Origin of the sequence: Sorangium sp. So ce362 (assembly GCF_051519845.1) — a bacterium.
Classification (GTDB): Bacteria; Myxococcota_A; Polyangia; order Polyangiales; family Polyangiaceae; genus Sorangium.
On sequence record NZ_CP150332.1, the window covers coordinates 1432294 to 1451228 of the forward strand.

The 18935-nt window shown below is 74.5% G+C and carries 15 protein-coding genes; 3 read left to right on the forward strand and 12 right to left on the reverse strand.

What is annotated here, in order from left to right:
* Window positions 1-2 precede the first annotated feature (2 nt).
* Window positions 3-1655 (forward strand): hypothetical protein, encoded by a 1653-nt coding sequence (locus WMF17_RS05655; protein WP_437648568.1) that lies wholly within the window; start codon window positions 3-5, stop codon window positions 1653-1655.
* 343 nt (window positions 1656-1998) lie between these two features.
* Window positions 1999-3393: an MATE family efflux transporter gene (locus tag WMF17_RS05660; RefSeq protein WP_437600915.1), complete on the forward strand. Its 1395-nt coding sequence runs from the start codon at window positions 1999-2001 to the stop codon at window positions 3391-3393.
* A gap of 9 nt (window positions 3394-3402) precedes the next feature.
* Here the strand turns inward: WMF17_RS05660 and panD are convergent, their stop codons facing one another.
* The 12 genes from panD to WMF17_RS05720 form a co-directional block, all read right to left on the reverse strand.
* Window positions 3403-3792, reverse strand: coding sequence for an aspartate 1-decarboxylase (panD, locus tag WMF17_RS05665; protein ID WP_437578539.1), 390 nt, complete (start codon window positions 3790-3792; stop codon window positions 3403-3405).
* A gap of 116 nt (window positions 3793-3908) precedes the next feature.
* Complete coding sequence (locus WMF17_RS05670) at window positions 3909-5048, reverse strand: hypothetical protein (RefSeq protein WP_437600918.1); 1140 nt, start codon at window positions 5046-5048, stop codon at window positions 3909-3911.
* A complete protein-coding gene (locus WMF17_RS05675; protein WP_437600919.1) occupies window positions 5048-5224 on the reverse strand; it encodes a hypothetical protein in 177 nt (58 codons plus the stop codon). The genes WMF17_RS05670 and WMF17_RS05675 overlap by 1 nt, the downstream gene beginning before the upstream one ends.
* A 245-nt stretch (window positions 5225-5469) precedes the next feature.
* A complete protein-coding gene (locus WMF17_RS05680; protein ID WP_437600920.1) occupies window positions 5470-6510 on the reverse strand; it encodes a metallophosphoesterase in 1041 nt (346 codons plus the stop codon).
* A gap of 97 nt (window positions 6511-6607) precedes the next feature.
* Window positions 6608-7153 (reverse strand): DUF1232 domain-containing protein, encoded by a 546-nt coding sequence (locus tag WMF17_RS05685; RefSeq protein ID WP_437600921.1) that lies wholly within the window; start codon window positions 7151-7153, stop codon window positions 6608-6610.
* A gap of 229 nt (window positions 7154-7382) precedes the next feature.
* Window positions 7383-8483 (reverse strand): hypothetical protein, encoded by a 1101-nt coding sequence (locus tag WMF17_RS05690; RefSeq protein WP_437600922.1) that lies wholly within the window; start codon window positions 8481-8483, stop codon window positions 7383-7385.
* A gap of 69 nt (window positions 8484-8552) precedes the next feature.
* Window positions 8553-9632 carry a dipeptidase gene (locus WMF17_RS05695; RefSeq protein WP_437600924.1) on the reverse strand — a complete coding sequence of 360 codons (1080 nt, stop codon included), beginning with the start codon at window positions 9630-9632 and terminating at the stop codon, window positions 8553-8555.
* Window positions 9629-10996 (reverse strand): protein kinase domain-containing protein, encoded by a 1368-nt coding sequence (locus WMF17_RS05700; protein ID WP_437600926.1) that lies wholly within the window; start codon window positions 10994-10996, stop codon window positions 9629-9631. Before WMF17_RS05700 ends, WMF17_RS05695 begins: the two co-directional genes overlap by 4 nt.
* A gap of 98 nt (window positions 10997-11094) precedes the next feature.
* Complete coding sequence (locus tag WMF17_RS05705) at window positions 11095-13698, reverse strand: transglycosylase SLT domain-containing protein (RefSeq protein WP_437600927.1); 2604 nt, start codon at window positions 13696-13698, stop codon at window positions 11095-11097.
* Between the two features lie 330 nt (window positions 13699-14028).
* Window positions 14029-14427 (reverse strand): c-type cytochrome, encoded by a 399-nt coding sequence (locus WMF17_RS05710; protein ID WP_437600928.1) that lies wholly within the window; start codon window positions 14425-14427, stop codon window positions 14029-14031.
* Window positions 14428-14758: 331 nt separating this feature from the next.
* On the reverse strand, window positions 14759-15223 hold the full coding sequence (locus tag WMF17_RS05715) for an SRPBCC family protein (RefSeq protein ID WP_437600929.1): 465 nt from the start codon (window positions 15221-15223) through the stop codon (window positions 14759-14761).
* Window positions 15224-15411: 188 nt separating this feature from the next.
* Window positions 15412-16701: a SprT-like domain-containing protein gene (locus WMF17_RS05720; RefSeq protein ID WP_437648570.1), complete on the reverse strand. Its 1290-nt coding sequence runs from the start codon at window positions 16699-16701 to the stop codon at window positions 15412-15414.
* 170 nt (window positions 16702-16871) lie between these two features.
* Here WMF17_RS05720 and WMF17_RS05725 point away from each other — a divergent pair, with 170 nt between their 5' ends.
* On the forward strand, window positions 16872-18935 hold the full coding sequence (locus WMF17_RS05725; RefSeq protein ID WP_437648572.1) for a sulfatase-like hydrolase/transferase: 2064 nt from the start codon (window positions 16872-16874) through the stop codon (window positions 18933-18935).

Below are 18935 nucleotides of genomic sequence, written 5' to 3' on the forward strand. Positions count from 1 at the left end.
CCATGCGTAGTCGCCACGAACGCCTGCTGTCCGCGTCCCTGACCTTCGCGGCGATGTCCGCCGTCCTCGTCGCGGCCGCGCGCTGCGGCGGTGGCGACTACGATCCGCTCGCCACCGCGGTCGCGCGCGCGGGGCACGCGGGCAACCCCGAGGCGTCGATCCCGCCGATGTGTTACGCGGTGACGGCGGGCGGCGCGAACGGCTGCTGGACGTGCCACACGATCGGGATCGGCCCGAACACGCTCGCGGATCACGACCTCCAGCGCGCGTACAGCTTCTCGGACGCGGCGCGGAGGAACCCCTGGACCCACCTGCTCGAGGACCTCTCGGCCGCCGCCGCCCGGACGAGCGACGCCGAGATCCTCGATTACATCCGGGAGGACAACTACGCGCCGCTGCGCAAGGCGCTCGCCGCGCGCCCGGATTACCCGGGCTATGTGCCCGATCTCGACCTCGAGGCCGGCTTCGATGAAGAGGGCTTCGCGCGTGACGGGAGCGGCTTCCGGGCGGTGCGGTACAAACCGTTCCCGGGGAGCTTCTGGCCCACGAACGGCAGCGCCGGCGACGTGTTCATCCGGCTGCCGGCCGTGTTCCGCGAGGACGCCTCCGGCGCGCCTTCGCGCGAGGTTTACAAGCTGAACCTCGCGCTGCTCGAGGCGGCGATCGCGTCCCCATCGCCCTTGCCCAGGGAGGGCGACGCGCCGCCCGCCGAGGCGGCTGCAGGGCGGGAGGTCGAGCCGGTGAGCGAGCTCCTCGCCGGCTTCGATCTCGACGGCGACGGCGCGATCGAGCCCGCGGTGACGCGCGTCCTTCGCCTGCCCGCGCGGTACGTCGGCGGGGCGGCCGGCGTCCCGGTTCGCGCGTGGATCTACCCGCGCGGGGCGGAGCTCCTTCACTCGGTGAGGTACCTCGATCCGGACCGCGCGACGCTGCTCTCTGCGCGGATGAAGGAGCTGCGTTACGCGCGGAAGGTCGACGAGCCGGACGACTGGGCGATCGCGCGCGCGTACGAGCGCGAGGCCGAGGAGAAGGAGGAGGGGCAGCCGCCGTTCCACCCTGGCGCGCCCGAGGTCGGCCTGCGGAACGCGTTCGGCTGGCAGATCCAGGCGTTCATCGAGGACGAGGAGGGCCGGCTGCGGCTGCAGACCGCGGAGGAGCACCGCGCGTGCATGGGCTGCCACGGCGCCGTGGGCGTCACGGTGGATCACACCTTCTCGCTGGCGCGCAAGGTGCCCGGCGCCGCCGGCTGGCGGCACCAGGACCTGCGCGGCATGCCCGACGTGCCGCAGGCCGGCCACGCGGAGCCGGAGGTCCTGACCTACCTGCGCCGCGCCCGCGCGGCCGACGACTACCGAGGGAACGAGGAGATGCTCGCGCGCTTCTTCCCTGGCGGCGCGCTCGACGAGGCGGAGGTGCGGCGCGGGGCGCGAGGAGGAGATCGCGATCTCGCGTACCTCGTGGCGCCGTCGCGCGAGCGGGCGCTCCTGCTCGACAAGGCTTATCGCGTCCTGGTCCGGGCGCAGCGCTTCGAGGCGGGGAGGGACGTCGCGCTCGGGCCCGTGAAGGGGATCCTGCGCGTGGTGGAGGTCGAGTCGACGGGGCTTGAGGAGGCGAAGCGGGTGTACGTCGACGGGCGGGCCCACCTCGCCTGGTGAGGTCTGGCGGGACGAAGAGACGAGGGCCGCCAAGGCGCCAAGAGAGAAAAACCGCCAAGGCGCCAAGGCGCCAAGGCGCAAGAGAGAGAGAGAAAATCTCTCGGCCTCCGAGCGTCGTCTTTTTCTTCTGCGACTGACCCTTCTTCTTCCTTTTTACGCCTTTGCGCCTTTGCGCCTTTGCGCTGTCTTCTCCTCTCGATCTGACCCGTCGAGCTCACAGGAACCCCGGAAGATCGTTGATCTTTCCCCCATGCGCCTCACCTCCGGCGCCACCCCGGCGAGCGCGCTGCCCCCGGTGCGCTAGGGTGGCGCCCTTTCTCGGTTCTGCGATTCCGGTGCCCCTGTGAACCTCGCTTCTTCCCCTCTCGCCGCCGACGGCGCGCGGTCCGAGCTGCGCGCCCTCGCGCGCCTCGCGCTGCCGATCGCGGTGGCGCAGGCGGGGCTCGTCGCGATGGCGCTCGTCGACGTGGCGATCGTGGGGCGCGTCTCGGTCAACGAGCTCGCCTCCTGCGCGATGGGGAGGACGATCGTCCACACGTGCAACGCGCTCGGGATCGGCATCTCGGCCGCGCTCGATCCGCTCGCGTCGCAGGCGATCGGCGCCGGCCGCCCCGGCCAGGCGTGGGCGGCGCTGCGCGCGACCCTGCGCGCGAGCCTGCTCGTCAGCGTCGTTGCGCTCGGCGCCGCCCTCGCGGCGACCTCCGCGCTCGCGCCCATGGGCGTCGACCCGGCGCTCGTCCCCGGCGTCCGCCGGTACATCCTCGGCCACGCGCTGTGGATCTTCCTCTGGCCGGTCTTCCTCGCCGGAAAGAGCTTCCTCCAGGCCCACGGCGCGACGCGGCCCGCGCTCGTCGCCGTGATCGCCGCGAACGCCGTCAACCTCGTCGCCTGCAACCTGATGGTCCGCGGCGACGAGGCGCTGCGCTGGGTGGGCCTGCCGCCGCTCGGCCTGCCGCAGCTCGGCGCGCTCGGCGCAGGGCTCGCCGCGAGCCTCGCCAGCGTGGTACTCTCATCGATCGTGCTCCTCTCGGCGCAGCGCCGGCGCGCGGCGTCGCCCGGGAAGAAGGAGGACGACAGCGCGGTGCCGGTCGCGGTGATCTACCGGCTCGGCGTCCCGATCGGGCTGCAGCTCCTCGCCGAGGTCGGCGTGTTCGGGATGACGGCGCTGCTCGCCGGGCGGCTCGGCGCGACCGTGATCTCGGCGCACCAGATCGCGATCGGGCTCGCCGCCTTCGCGTTCATGGGCGCCATCGGCGTCGGCGGCGCCACCGCCGTCCGCGTGGGGCACGCGATCGGCGCGGGCCGGTCGCCGCTGCGCCCCGGCCTGCTCGGAGTCCTGCTCGGCGCCGGCATCATGTGCGTGAGCGCCTCGACGTACGCCGCGTTCCCCCGCGCCCTGATCGGCGCGTTCACCCCGGACGCCGACGTGCTCGCCATCGGCGTCCCGCTGCTCCGCATCGCCGCGCTCTTCCAGCTGTTCGACGGCGTCCAGGCGGTCGCCGCCGGCGCCCTGCGCGGGGCGGGCGACGTGCGGTTCCCCTTCTGGGCCAGCCTCGGAGCCCACTGGGGCCTCGGCCTGCCGCTGTCGATCGGGCTCGCCTTCGGGCTCGATCTCGGCGTCCGCGGCCTCTGGTTCGGGCTCACCGCCGGGCTCGTCGCCGCCGCGGGGGTCCTCTCGGCGCGCTTCGTCCGGCTCGCCCGCGCGCCGGTGGCGCGGGCGCTGCCGCACGCCGGGTGACGCGCGCGATCAGCTCGGCGCGAGCGGCCCCGGCGCCTCGGGCGGCTGAGCGGCCAGCGGCCGGTTCTGCCCGTCGACGCGGAGCACCCGCGGCTCGTGCCGCCGCGCCTCGGCCTCGTCCATGTCCGCGAACGTCGCGATGATCACGAGGTCGCCGGGCTGATTGAGGTGCGCCGCGGCGCCGTTGATGCAGACGACGCCCGACCCGCGCGCCCCCGCGAGCGCGTAGGTCGTCAGCCGGGAGCCGCGCGTCACGTTCCAGATGTCGACCGCCTCGTAGGGCAGGATGTCGGCGCCCTCCAGGAGGTCGGCGTCGATCGTGACGCTGCCCTCGTAGTGCAGATCCGCGTGGGTCACGGTCGCGCGGTGGATCTTGCTCTTGAACATCCGTCGGTTCATGCGTGCTGACCTCTGCCCCTCCCTGCGCGGGCCGGCGCCGCGCGCCGCCGGCCCGCGAGCGAGGCGCGCGCCGCCCACCGTTGAAGGACAGCCTTTCTCCTTAGTCCAGGTGGCGATCAGTCAAGGAACAATCGCTGCCGGAGGAGCCGGCCGCCCGCGAGCTGGACGGCGCCCTCGGCGGGCAGCGCCTCGGCGTCGATGGACGGCGAGCCGGGCTGGCCGAGCACGAAGACGACCTCGCACGGGCCCGCCGCGACGTCCCTGAAGAGCGCCTCGCGCGTGCCCGAGACGCGCGCGCCGCCGCCGCCGTCGAGCTCGATCTCCACGGGCCACGGGCGCGTGTTCCCGCCCTGCAAAAGGAACGCCCTCACGGCGACCGGCGCGTGCACGCGCGCGCCCGGCGACAGCGCGATCGTGAGCCGGGCGCCCCTGCCGACGTGGGGCGGGGCGCCCGGCTCACGATCGCGCTGCTGCGGGCCGCCGCCGAGGGTCGTCGCGATCGTGTAGTCGGGGAGCGGGGCAGCGCCCGGCGCGAACGGCGCAGGCCGCAGCGCGAGCAGCGACACGAGCGCCGCCGACACGACCCACCCGGCCACGCCCACGGCCGTGCGCACCCGCGCGCGCGCCCGCGGAGCGCTCCGCCGCTCGACGACCAGCTCGGGGCCCACCGGGCCCGGGCGCGGCGCCAGGGCGCCGGCGTCCATCCCGCCCGGCGCGCGCTGGGTCGGCTGCCCCGGGGCCCCGCTCGGGCGCGCCTCGCGGGGCGGCTCCGAGGCCCCGGGCGGCACCGATTCGCCGCCGAGCGCGCGACAGACGGGCGCATCCGTGGTCGACGGCGAGCTCGTCCCGCTGAGCGAGTCGGCGTCGGCGCCCAGCAGCGGCGCGTCGGCGACGTCGCCCGCCTCCTCCGCCTCGCAGTCCCACTCATGGGGGCTCCGGAAGCGGACCCCGGACTTCCGGTCGACCAGCGGCCGCGCCAGCGACGGCGGCGCGGGCGCTTCGCCGGGCGCATCCCGGAGCTGGGCGACCAGCTGGTCGGCGAGCCGCGCGCGGGTCTCGTCGTCGAGGGGCAGCCGCGCCTCGCGCTCCTCCCGTCCTGCGCTCGCGGAGGACGCCGCGGCGTCGCCGGCCTCCCGCGGAGCGCTCCGCGCGTCCTCCGGGCGGGCCTCCTCGGCGAGCCTCCGCCGGCTCGGATCGCCCGGCGGACCCTGCTGCGCGATGCGCGTCAAGGCGCGCAGCAGCTCGTCGTCGTCCATCAGCCGCTCCCCGCGTCGGGCCGCGCTGCAGAGCGCTCGGGCTGCCCGCACCGGCGCAGCAGCGCGGGTGCGACACGAGGAACCAGAAGGGAGAGGCGCTGCTCGCCGGGCGCCAGGGGGGCCTCCCCGTTGCTCCGATCCGCCTCGTGGATCAGCGCGAGCGGAAGCTCAGGCATCTGATTCCCTTCCCCTGGGGCTCGAAGAGCCCCAGTTTGCCATCGACGTTATCCGGTCCGCGCGGGGCCCGTCAATGGAGCAGACGGGCGCCGCTGTGTTGTTAGCGCTGTCCGCGCTGTTTGCGTCTCATCCGTCTCTCACGTCTCTCACGCCTCTCGCGCCTGCCTCGTTTCCGGCTGCGCTCGCTGCAGCTGCAGTGCGAGATCGTTTTGCAAACGGCTCTGATATTTTCTCACGAGGGCGCTTACTTTTTCTCGCGGCTCGCGCTGGTCGCATCGCCCGTCAAGGGCCGCACGGTGTCGCCGACGATCTCCAGCGCCGCCGGCTTTCCGCCGTAGTGCGTGGCCATGCCGACGTCGATCCGCCAGACCTTGTCGCCGCAGGCCGAGGTGATGCCGTTCCTCTGGACCGTGTGGCCCACGACCATGCGCTTCGCGGACATCGCCGCCAGGACCTTGTCGAGCGCCGCGCAGGGGCTCGACCCCGGCGTCGGCGGCGGATCGGTCGAGTAGAGGCGCGCCCACACCGGGCTGTCCTCGGCCGCGATCACGCCCGGCGTGGACGGGCCCTTGCCCTCCATCCACGCGCGCACCTCGCGGTTGATCCGCGCCACGCCGTAGCGCGTGTGCGACGGGAGCACACCGCCGTGCGCGAAGACGGTGTCGCCGACCGTGATGATCACGTCGCGCGCCGCGAGCTTCTTGGCGTAGACACCGCCGGGGACGAACGCGGCGGCGCGGGCGCGCGCGGGGGGCGGCACCGGCGTGAGGCGCGGGGACGAGGCGTCGAGCCCGGGCACGTCCTCGAAGTCCTTGAAGCCGCCCTCGGTGACGTAGCGGAAGTCCAGCTGGACGTTCATGACCTCGTGGTTGCCGTTGAGCGCGTACACGGCGCCGCCGGCCGCGCGCGCCTCGGCGGCGAGGCGATCGAAGAGGTCGACGATCTCCTGCTCGCCGTCGCCGCGGTCGAGCTCGTCGCCCGTCTGGACGAGCACGAGCTTGCCGCCGCTCCAGCGATCCGAGCCGTCGATCGCGCCCGCGAGCCGCAGGGCCGCGCGCGTGGCCGCGAGGTCGCCGTGGACGTCGCCGATGGCCACCACGCGGTCGGCGGCGGGGTAGGCGTAGGAGCGGTCCGCGTCGGGCGGCGGCGCGGGCGCGGCGCCGGCGGGAGCGGCCGAGGTGGCGGCGGGCGCGGGCCTCGGCGCCGTCGAGGCCGGGCGATCGGCGTCGCAGCCCGCGGCGAGCAGCGCGGCGAGCAGCGCGGAGAAGCAGGGAGCGGCTGACATCGGACGCGTTCCTCCGGGGGGGATGGGCCTTATGTACTACGCGGCGGGTGGGCGCGCTGCGGCGAGCGGCGCGCGGGCGGCGCGCCGCAGCGCGCGGTCAGGCCGGGAGCTTGGCGGAGAGGAAGGATTTCAGCTTGATCAAGTTCTTCGCGTCGCGGCTGAACGTCGGTGCGGTGTAGCTCGACGCCCAGCCGGTGATCTCGTGCATGAACGAGGCGCGGACCTGCTCGTCGCCGAGGATGTCGTCGACCGTGCGGCCGCGCGCGGCGCCCCTCTCCAGCGAGCGCACGTAGCCCTTGAGCCGCGCGTGGTCGCCGCCGAGCAGCTCCGCGATGAGCTCCGCGTCGCGCGCGAGCCGCGCGAGGGCCGGCACCTGGTCGCGCAGCTCCGGGCTCTCCGCCGCGGCGAAGGACGCGGCGACGCGCAGGACGAAGGCGTCGTCGAGGAAGCCGAGATCCTCGATGCCGTCCGGGATGAGATCGAGCGACTTGAAGAGGTAGTTGAGGCCGGCCGCGAGCGAGCGGCGCGCGGGCTCCGGGCTGTCCGGCGAGGCGAGCAGGCCGGCCAGGTCGGTCGCGTCCGAGGCGAGGCTGCGCAGCCACTCGGGGAACGTGTCGAGACAGCGGTCGTCGAGATCGGTCATGGGATCCTCCCGGCGGGGAGCGGGAGGGTAGTCCGACCGGCGCGGCGCCGTCCATGTCCATGCAGGCCGGGGTCGGGGGCCGGGATGCCTGGCCAGGTACCGGAAGGTACCGGGCGGTACCAGGCGAGGTACCGGGCGGTACCAGGCGAGGCATCGGCCGATACCAGGCGAGGCATCGGCCGATACCAGGCGAGGCATCGGAGGACACCACGCCTGCCACCGCGCGCCGCTACCCGCCCGTCGCGCCGACGCGCCCGGTGACGCTCGCGCTGGCGCGGACGCTCACCTGGATCCGCACCGACGCGCTCGTCGACGCCTCGGCCGCCCCGGCGACGCACGCGAGCGCGCGTGTGCCCGCGCCGCCCACGATCCGCGGCAGCGCGGCGCCGACCTGGACCACCGTCTGGGCGTCGCCGAGGAGCCGGCGCCCGAGGGCCACCTCGGCGTGCAGCAGCGCCGGCAGGTTGACCTGCAGCGTCGCCGCGAGCCGCGCGGCCATCTCGGCGCCGTGCGACGCGCGCACCTGGACGAGCGCCGGCGTGCAGGCGGCGTGGACGTCGGCGTGCGCGCGGCAGCTCGCCTCGCACTCCGCGTCGGCGCTCGGGGGGCGCACCATCCCGGCGCACTGCGGCGCCTGCCAGGTGCCCTCGCAGCGCGCGTGGCACGTGGCGTCGCAGCCGCCGTCGCACTCGCCATGGCACTGGCCCACGCAGCGCCCCTGCGCGTCGTAGGCGGAGCACTGCCCCCGGCACTGCCCGGTGCAGCGCCCGTCGCACTGCCCCGTGCAGCGGCCCTGGCAATAGCCGGAGAGCCGCGCGGGCTCGCACTGCGCCACGATTTGCCCCGGATCGAGCTGCACGTCGCACGCGCCGCTGCAGCGCGCCCCGGCCTGGGCGTTCGCCTGGCACATCGGCGGCGTCACCGCGACCTGCACCGCGGCGCCCTGGCGCAGGATGGCGTCGATCGCCGCCGAGACCGGGCCGCAGGCGCCGCTCGCCTGGCCCCCCGCCTCGTCGCGCGGCGCCATCTGCGCGGGCGGGATCCCGAGGTCCGCGCCGATCCGGCGGCAGGCGTCGGCCACCTGCGCCTCGATCGCCGCGGACACGGCGGCCATGTCCTTGGCCGCTTGCACGAACGTCCGCACCTTGGCGTTGGCCCGCGCGTCGGCGGAGAACTGGGCGCCGAGGACGTCGCCCGGCCCGCGCAGCTCGGGGCAGACGGCTTCGCCCACGCCCTCCAGGTGACCGAGCTCCGCGCAGCTCAGGCCGGCGGACGACGCGACGACCGCGAGGGCAAGCAGCCCCCGGACTGACGACTGGGCAACGGCCATCGGCGTGCTCTTACCACAGCTGCCGAAGGTCGGAGACGAGGCAGGCGTCGCGCTCGTCCCGCGCGCCGGCTACCCGTGCGGCTGACCCCCGCTCCAGCCGCCCGCCGGCCGCCAGCCGAGGACGCGCAGCGCGTTCTGCGAGAAGATCTTCACCGCGTCCTCGCGCGACATCCCGCGCTGCCGGAGCCGCGCGGCGAGCGCCGGCAGCGCCGACGCGTCGCCGAGCCCCCTCGGCGTGACGATGCCGCCGTCGAAATCCGACCCGATCGCGACGTGATCGACGCCGGCCACGCGGACCATGTGGTCGAGCTGCGCGAGCACGTCGTCGAGGTCCGCCTCGTTCGCGCCGCTCACGAACGTCGCGTGGAAGTTGAGCCCCGCGACCCCGCCGCTCCGCCCGATGAGCCGCAGCTGCTCGTCGGTCAGGTTGCGCGGCTGGTTCGCCACCGCGCGCGCGTTCGAGTGGGTCGCGACGATCGGCGCGCCGTGCGCGGCCGCGATCGGGACGAGATCCGCGAACGCGGCGTCCGAGATGTGCGAGACGTCGATGAGCGCGCCCTGCGCGTAGACGCGCTCGCAGAACCGCTTGCCGAGCTCCGTCAGCCCGAACGCCACGCGCTCGCCGGTCGCCGACGACGAGAGCCGCGTGTTCTTCGCGTGGTTCGGGCTGATGAGCCGCACGCCGCGCGCGATGAAGCGGTCGATCTGCGCGATGTCCTCGGCGAACGCGCCGGCCCCCTCGATCGAGAGGAAGGTGCTGATCTTCCCCGGCTCGGCCCGCGCCGAGCCGAGCGGGAGGAGCACCGGGCTCGCGGCGATGATCGCCTCGATCGTCGCGAGGACCGCGCTGGCGTCCTCGATGCGCGGGCCCTCGGGCCGCACCCGGTCGGGCAGGTAGATCGGCAGCACGATGCCGAGATAGCTGCCGGCGACGAGCGCCTCGCTGCGGGCGTGGCCCTCGTCGAGGCGGGGGTCGCGCCCCTTGAAGTGGACCTGCCAGGGCACGTCGACGTGCAGGTCGACGACCTGCACGGGCGGCTCGCGCGCGCCGCCTCCGGGCGGGTCGCCGCGCGTGGGCCGCGGCGCGCCGAGGACGAAGGCGGCGCACGCGACGGCGAGCAGGGCGCGGAGGCGGCCTCCGGCGCTCATCCGCTCACCAGCACGCCCAGCGCGAAGCCGACGCCGAGGCACACGAGGCCGATGACCCCCACGAGCCACCACGCCGCGCCCCCCGGGGCCGCGCTCGCGGTGGCGAGGGGGACCTCGACGACCCGCACGTCGTAGTGGCCGCCCGTGAGCGTCGGCGTGCCCGTCGGCCGCTGCGCGCTGATGTGGGTCGGCCCGGGGGCCGCCGGGAAGCTCGCCGTGGGCGCCACCGACGGGTTCTTCTGGGGCGGCGGCGTGGTCAGGTGCCGGGGCGGTATCGTCTCTGGCCTCGGCCCGACCGGCGGTAGGCTCGGCGCCGGCTGCGGCGCGTACAGCTGCGACGTCGGCTGCGCCTGCGGCGCGTACGGCTGCGGCTGCGGCGCGTACAGCTGCGACTGCGGCGTGTGCAGCTGCGGGGGCGGCGGCAGCGACGGCAGGTGGTGCGGCGGCGGGAGCGACGCCTGCGGCTCGGACCAGGGCGTCGCGATGCCCGTGCGGTGCGCGACGGCGCTCAGCGTCTGCGCCATCTCCTCGGCGGTCTGGAAGCGCCCGGTCAGGTCCTTGGAGAGGGCGCGCTGGAAGAAGAGGCCCCAGGCGAAGAGGTGCGGCGCGACCTGCTCGAGCGGGCGCACCTCCTTGGCGAGCACGGCGGTGAGCCGCGCGAACTCGTTCTCGGCGGGGAACGGCTGCGTCGCCGTGAGCATCTCGTAGAAGATCACGCCGACGCTCCAGAGGTCGGTGCGCGCGTCGACGCCCTGCGCGTTCCTGATCTGCTCGGGGCTCATGTAGCCGGGGGTCCCGAGGAGCGTGCCGGCGCGCGTCTTGAGGCCCATGCCGCCGGCCGCGTCCATCACCTTCGCGATGCCGAAGTCGAGCACCTTCACGCGGAAGCCGCCGCGCGGGTCCCGCACGAGGAACAGGTTCTCCGGCTTCAGATCGCGGTGGACGACCTTGTGGCTGTGCGCCGCCATGAGCGCCTGGAGCACCTCGTGGATGATCGGCACGGCCTGCTGCGGCGGGATCGGGTTGCCCGTGTCGATGTACGCGGCGAGCGGGACGCCCTGCAGGAGCTCCATGACGAGGTAGGGCGTGCCGTCCTCGGAGCGGGCCGCCTCGTAGACCGAGGCGATGTTCTGGTGGACGAACCCCTTCGTCGCCTCCGCCTCGGCGAAGAAGCGGTGGAGGACCTGCTCGTCCTCCGTGAACTCGGGGTGCAGCACCTTGATCGCGCGCTTGCCCTCGCCGCGCAGCCCATCGGCCTCGTAGACGGCGCCCATGCCCCCCTCGCCGAGGAGACGCACGAGCCGGAAGCGCCCGTTCAACACGGCGCCCACGAGCTGATGGGAAGGGCTCGAGGGGTCGACCACGCGCGGACTCTACCAAAGCTTCCGCGCTGCCCGCTCGCCGAAACCTCGGCGCGGAGCGGCTGAGCAGGCCGCCGACGCGCGATCGACGCCGGCGCGCGTCAGGGCGCGGCGTTCGCCACGGCCGAGCGCGCCGCCGGGCTCGCGGGCAGCGGCGTCCGCAGGGCCTCGCTCGGCTGATCGCCGGTGTAGAGGTGCTCGTAGACGGCGAAGCTCGCGAGCACGCGCTTCGTGTAGAGCCGCGTCTCCTCGTAGGGGATGCGCTCGACCCACAGGTCGAAGCTCTGCGAGGGGCGCTCGGCGATCCACCGCTTCGGCGCGCCGCCGCCCGCGTTGTAGGCGGGGATCGCGAGCAGGGGGTTGTCCGAGAACTGGCCGCGCAGCACCGACAGGTAACGGCAGCCGAGCGCGACGTTGACCTCGGGCCGCTTCAGCGCCTCGACGCTCGACGGCAGCCCGAGCGGCTTGGCCATGCGCTTCGCGGTCGGCACGATGAGCTGCATCAGCCCGTACGCCTGTGCGTGCGAGGCCACCCTCGGGTCGAAGGCCGACTCCTCGCGCATGATGGCATAGGCGAGGGCCTCGGGGATCGCGCTTCGCTTCGTCTCCGCGGCGACGACGGCGGCGAACGGGCGCGGGTAAGCGAGCTCCCAGGCGCCGCGCCAGCGCCCGACCGGGTAGTGATCGACCCACTCGCCCGCGAGCTCGACGCGGCTGTCGCCCGCCGCCGGCGCCGCCATCGCCGTGCGCAGGATGCTGTACGACTGCGGCAGCGCGCCCGCGCGCGCGAGCAGGAACGCCGAGGCCCACATCACCTCGCGCGGCGCCGTGCGGCTCCCGACGCCGAGCGCGTCGAGCTCGAGGCGCGCGAGCTTCGCCTCACCCTGGCGCGCGAGCTCGACCGCGCGGGTGAACGCGGGGTGCGCGAACTGGACGCTCCTGAGCTCGGTGTACGGCGCGCTCGCGTCGCGCTCGAGGGCCGCGGACAGGGCGCGCTGGGCGGCCGCGGCATCGACGTCGGCGAGCCGGGCGTGGGAGAGCGCCATGTAGAACGAGAGCGGGTAGTCGCGGATCACCTGCTCGAGCAGCGCCTTTCCCTTGTCGGGCGAGCCCGTCTCGATGTGGGCGCGCGCGAGGTAGTAGGGGAACCTGCCGGCGGCGTGGTACGCGCGCTCGTGGGGGAACCGCGCGAGCCCGAGCTCGAGCGGCCTGACCGCGCCCGCCCAGCTGTCGCGCTCCATCTCGAAGAGCGCGAGCTCGAACAGGCCGTCGGCGACCATGTCGCCCGACGGGTAGTCGTCGGGCATGGCGGTGAGCATCTGGACGAACTGCGCCTGGTCGCCGAGCGCGAGCAGCGCGCGCGCCCCGAGGTAGCGCGCGTCGTCCGCGAGCCGGTGATCCGGGTACTCCTTCTCGAGCAGCGCGAAGCGCGCCGCCGACTCGGCGTGCCGATCGACGCGGAACGACGCGCGCGCGGCGTTGTAGAGCGTCTCGGGCCGCCTGGGGGCGGGCGCGCCTGCCCCTGCGGCCACGGCGGGGGCGCCTGCCCCTGCGGCCACCGCGGGGGCGCCTGCCCCTGCGGCCACGGCGGGGACGCTCGCCCCTGCGGCGGGCGCGGCCGGCCCGCAGCGCTCGATCGCCGTGCCGTAGATGTCGGCGGCCTCGGCTCGCCGCCGGAGGCGCCCGAGCGCCTCGCCGCGCGCGGCGAACGCGTCGCAGGCGAAGGCCGAGGGGGCCTGCGCCTCGGGCAGGGCGATCAGCGCGTCGGTGACGGCGAGCGCTTCCTTGTCCTGGCGCGAGGTGAGCAGGGCGCGCGCGCGGGCCAGCAGGTCGGCGGGGCCCGGGTCGAGGAGCGGCTTGCGCCGCGCGAACGGCAGCGTCGACAGGGCCTGGTCGAGGATCTCCTTCGCCTCCCCCGCGCCCGCGCCGCCCGGCGCCTGGTCGAGGATGCGCCGGGCGAGCCGGATCGCCTCCTCGGCGCGGTCCTGTCCAGGATGGCGGAGCAGCGCGCGGGCGAAGCGGAGCGCCTCGGGCACCCACGTCGACGCTGGCCAGCTCCGGGCGAGGTACGCTTGCCAGCGCGCGGACGCGCCCCCGATGTCGCCCTTCTCGGCGAGCGCGCCGGCGACGATGCGATCGATCTCGTCGGCGATCGCGACGTCCGAGGCGACGGCGCGCGCGCGCTCGATCGCCGCGTCGGGCTGTCCCGCCCTGGCGAGGAGATCGGCCGCCGCGAACCGCGCGTAGTCGGCGAGCGGTCCGCCGGCTGCCGCCGCCGCGTCGTACTCCTTCGCGGCGCCCAGGGGGTCGCCCGCGAGCGCGCGCAGCCGCCCGAGCTGGTAGCGAAACGCCGCTGCGTCCCCGGGCGACAGGGGCGCGGAGAGCGCCTGGACCAACGCGGCGACCGCGCTTCCGTACGCCTCCTGCCCGACGAGCTTCTGCACCGGCGCGAGCCGCGGGTCGTCCAGCACGAGGGTGAGGCGTTCGGGGTCGAACACCGGGGCCTCGCCCGGCGTGCCCGGGACGACGGGCCCCGGCGGCGCCGCGGGCGGCGGGGGCGCCTGCTGCGGGCAGAGCGGCGGGCAGGCCGTCGTCCCCCGCTGCGCGGGGGGCGCCCCGGCGCAGGAGGCGCCGAGCGCGGCGGTCAGCGCGAGCGCGGAGGCCAGCGCGAGCGCGGCCCCGGAGCGGGCATCCAGCCTGAACATGCCCGCACCATACCCCGGATCGCGCGGTCGCACAGCGATCGAGGGGAGCGGGCGCCGGAGGCGGCGTCGGGCGGGAGCGTGAGCGGCGTGTACAGGAGCCCGTCGGGAGGTGCGTTGACGAGATCTCGATCGGCCCGTCGAAGCCGTTGAATCGACGGATCGAGATCTCGACGGACGTCAGCCCCTCCTACGGGATGTCGACGGTGGTGGGGGCGATGAAGAGCGCGAAGTCCGGCGCCGCGTCCGTGCCCCCGCCGCCGGCGCGCCATCTTGTGAGATGGCGCACTGGCGTTTGGACGTGGTGTGAACGGTGTCGGGCAGGAATGCGGCTTACTGTGCCGCGTCGCAGGCGAGGTAGACCCGGATGGACTCGATCGTATCGTCGGGGAGCCTCACGCCGACCGGCATTCCCTCCGCCGTCCCGCCCGCCTCGATCGCATCGAGGATCTTCTCCGCCCCGGCGCTGACGCTGGCGGGGTCGTCGACGTTGATCTCAGGGGGAGCGCCGCCGCGGCTCGGGCCCGACACCGTCGTCCCATGACAGGCCACGCAGTTGACCTGGAGCGCCTCGAGGCCCGCTGCCTGCTGCGCGGCGGAGTCGGGCGGACATTCGCCGAGCGCTCCCGTGGACGGCTGGTCCTCGGGGCCGCCGTCATCACCGCCGCAACCTGGGAGAACGCCAATGGCGAAGGGCGCAAGGCAGAAGAAGAGAATCGTACGAACGCGCATCAAAGCACCTCAGCAGCTTGTTAGGGGAAGGCGGGCGAGCCGGGGTCGAGCTTCCAGCCATGCAGGCCGGCCTGGCGCCGCGCGGGAATGGTGCCTGGCGCCGCGCACCGGGTCAACTAAGACGGGCGGGTTTGATGCGAGAAAGAGGTGATTCCAGTCGGTGCGCGGCGCGATGCGGCGCTCGCCGCGTCGTCCGGGTGGCGACGCCCACCCTCCCCGGGGCGGGGGCGCTCGGCACTCTCCCCGAAGCACACCCGCCGCGCCCGCGCGGAGCCGCCGCGACGCAGCGCAGAAATCCGGCCCTCTCTGGCCGGACTTCCGGCGGGCGGCGCTAGCTCGCCGGCCGCCGCTCCAGGTGCGTCTTCATCGCCTTGAGATCCCCGTGCACGGCCTTCTTGAAGCTGCCGATGAACAGCCGCCCGAGCGTCTCCATGAACCACCCCATCCCGGCGATCTCGCCATCCATCCGGAGCAGCGTGCCGGCGCCCTGGGGCTCGAAGACGTAGCGAAAGCGGTATTCCCCGCGTCCCGTCGTCCCCTTCTGCCCGTCGACGAAGAGATCCAGGCTCTTGCCGGGATCAGCCGCCGTGACCTCGAACAGCTCGGTGGACTCCTTGCCGAACATCTTGCGTGTCTCACGCCACATCGCGCCCTCGCCGACGATGCCGACCGTGAGCTTCTCCACCCGCACGAAGTTGGGCATCCAGTCGCCGAAGGAGTCGATGTCGGTCGCGAGCCGGAAGACGTCCTCGGGCGACGCATCGAATCGCTCTTCAATGGTGAACCGGAGCGGCATCTCGTTCTTCTCCTACGTTACCCCGCACACCGGGCCATCGTGCCGGAACCGCTCCATTCCCGTCAACGAGCCCGTCGAGCGCGCACCGCGGCCCGGACGCCGGCAGCGCGCCGTCGTCCGCCGTCCGTCCGGGCGTCCTCTGGCGGCCAGGACGACGGCGCGCTGCCGGCGTCCGGGCCGCGGCGGCTTCAGCCCTTCTTGCCCGGCGGCAGCAGCCTGCCCCGCTCGCCGGTCGCCGCCTGCATCGGGCGGTGCAGCACGATCTTCCGTCCCGCCTCGCGCCCGTGCGCGTGCGCCGCCGTCCGCTGGTTGCCCGCGTGACGCAGGTGCTGCACGTGCGGATGGCGCGTCCGGTAGTAGCCGTCCAGGTCGGCGTCCCTCACCCAGACGAGCCCCTGCTCGGCGGACACCTTCCGCTCCGTGTTCAGCTTCTCGAGGAACCCGAGCATCACGCCGGCCTGGTAGGTCCGCCGGTCCTTGTTGCCCTTCACGCCCTGGGTCCGCTTGTGCTCTTTCCACAGCTGCTCGGCCGTGTGGTGCAGGAACGCGTGCACGTAGGCCGCCATCTCCAGGTTCGCCGGCGTCCCGCAGATCTCGAGGATGCTGCCCCGCTTGCCGTCGAGCGGCGCGTAGACAGGCACCCAGATCGCCTCGACGAAGAAGTGCTTTCCAAGGATGCCCCCGACGATGCGCTCGCTCTCGCCCACGCGCCCGCTCGGCGCGCCCAGGTGGCGGAAGCCGTAGAGCCGCGCGGCGCGCGCCTTCGCGACGTCGAGGTTGTACTTCAGCATCAGCCGCTGCGCGGCGCTCATCGCCGCCTGCGCCTCGTTCGCGTTCGGGCTGTCGGCGAGCGCGAGCAGCCGCGCGATGCGGTCGAGGATCCGGGCGTCCGCGCTCGCGCCCTCCGCGCTCGCGTCGCCGCGCGGCGCCCCGCCGGGCTCCGCCGGCGACGGCCCGACCGACGGCATCCCGGCCGCCATCGCGTCGATGCCGAGGCGCTCGCACACCTCGCGGAACGCCGGCCCGTGCGCCGCCTCGTCCGTGACGCCCAGCACCTCGTGCACGTACTGGTGCGCCATCTCGTGCTTGAGCACCTCGATCACGACGCCCCACGGCTGCGTCAGGACGAGCGGCCGCGAGATCTCGATCGCGCGCGCCTCCGAGATCCAGCGCCCGAGCCGGCTCGCGGCGTCGGAGAGCTCGATGGACGCCGAGCGCAGCTTCCGCCGGAAATGCGTGTAGTTGAGGCTCTGGTAGGCCGCCATCAGCTCGCGCACGAGCGCCGCCTCCAGCTCGGCGCTGAGCCTCGCCGCCGTCTCGCGCGGCGGCTCGGGCGCCGGCGCGCCGGGGGACGGCAGCGGCTCGGGCTGCGCGGCGGCTGCGGCGGAGGATTCGTCCGGCGGCGCGCCGGCCCCTGGGGCCTGTTGAGCGCCGCGCAACCCGTTCAGGAAGAGCTGCTCCGCCATGTCGGACGCCACTCATGGCACGCCTCGGGCGGCTGTCGAAGGGTTTTCTCCGCCCGGGCGCCCCTCCGTTCGGGCGGCCCCTCCGGCCGGCCGGACCGGCCATCGCGTCGTTGGCGAGTTACCGACCCGCCTCAGAAACGTTCCAGATACGTCACGTCCTCGCTACACTCGCGCCCCTTCCCGTGCTCCGTTTCAAGGCGTTGAACGATCCCCGGGCGGCCGACGCCGACGCCGGCAGCCGCTCGTCCCGCGGTCTCGCCCGCGATCTCGGCCCGGACCGCGCTGCGGCGCGCGCGCGGCTGCGCGTGCTCGCCCGCGTCCGGCGCCGCTACGGTCGCCTGTTCCTCGCGCTCCCGTTGCTCCTCGTGGTGCTCGCGGACCTCCACATCCGCGGAGATCGCCTGCTCGATCTGAGCGGCAAGCACGTCGCGAGCTACCTCGGCGCGATGGTCGAGAGCGCCGCGCTCTGGGGGCTCCTGCTCTTCGCGGCCTCGTCGCGGCGGGGCGCGTCGCGGTGGATCGCGGCGCTGCTCTTCGTGACGCTCGCGACGCTCTCGCTCGGCGGCCAGCTCTACTTCCACCGCCAGTACGCCACGTACCTCAACCTCGACGCCACGCTCTTCGGGACCTCGCTCTCGTCGAGCCTCTTCGGCCAGCTCCGGGCCGACGGGGAGAACTTCCTCCACTCGGTCCTCCCGCCGCTCGTGCTCGCCATCGCGCTCGTCTGGCTCGGCCGGCGGATCGTGCGCCCCGGCCGCACGGCGGGGGCCCGCGCCGCCCGCCTCGCCGCGCCGGCGGCCGTGGTGGCGGCGTTCGTGCTGCCGTGCTCCTACCGCACGGTGCAGGCGTCCACGCCCGACGTCATCTACTTCCACGCGATCGGCGGCCTCCTCAAGGAGCTCGCCGGCGTCCAGACCACGGCGCAGGTGCGCCCCGGGCTCCGCACGCCGCCCGCGCTGCCGCGGCTGACCCCGGAGCCCGGCCCGCGGCGCAACGTGCTCTTCATCCTGACCGAGAGCGTGCGCGCCGACGCCACCTGCTCGGCGCCCGCCGGCGACGGCGCGGCGCCTGCCGACGACGGCGGAGGGGCCGCCGCGTGCCCCGGCACGCCGCGCATCGACGCGGCGGCGCCCGGCCGGCTGCCGCTCCTGCAGATGCGCTCGAACGCCTCGACGACGGCGATCGGGCTCGCGGTGCTCTGGTCCGGCCTCCAGCCGATCGCGACGCGCGAGGAGCTCCACACGGCGCCGCTCGTCTTCGACTACGCGGACGCCGCCGGCTTCGACAGCGCCTACTGGACGAGCCACCACATGATGTTCGCCAACTCGCGCCTCTACGTGCAGGACCTGCCGGTCTCGCACCAGTGCGGCGCGACCGAGCTCGATCCGCTGGCCGACATCGATCTCGGGGCCGACGATCGGCTGCTCTCGGCGCACGTCCGGTCCGAGGTGCTCTCGCTGCGCGAGCCGTTCCTCGCGGTCGCCCACTTCGGGAACACCCACGTCCCCTACCTGGTCGACCCGGAGGACGCGCCGTTCCAGCCTGCCCTCGAGAGCAAGGCGCCGGACGACAACGAGGCGTACCGCAACTTCTACAGGAACGCGGTCTACCGGCAGGACGCGGCGATCGCCGATCTCATCCGCTTCGTCCGGAGCTCTCCGGTCGGCGAGCGCACGGTGATCGTCTTCACCTCGGACCACGGCGAGGCGTTCCGCGAGCACGGCCAGCTCGGCCACACGGGCTCCATCCTCGAGGAGGAGATCCGGGTGCCCGGCTGGATCGACGCGCCGCCGGGCACCCTGACGGCCGCGGAGGAGGCCGGGCTGCGCGCGGCCCGGGACGAGCCCGTCTTCCACACGGACGTGGCGCCGACGCTGCTCGACCTGATGGGCCTGTGGGAGGAGCCTGCGCTCGCGGCGTACCGGGCGGCGATGGTCGGGCACAGCCTGCTCCGGCCGTCGCCGGGGCCGGCTGCGCTGGCGCTCACGAACTGCACAGGGATCTGGGGCTGCGCGTTCAAGAACTGGGGGATGATGCGCGGCAACATGAAGCTCGAATCCCGCGCCTGGGACACCGCCTGGCATTGCTACGACGTGCTCGCCGACCCCCGCGAGCAGCACGACCTCGGGCCCGCCGCCTGCGGCGACCTGCCCCGGCTCGCCGACGCGATCTACGGCGGTCCTGCCGGCAGCGTCGACGTCCCGGTCCACCTCCGCGACCTCGCGGCGGGGCCTCGCCGCGACTGA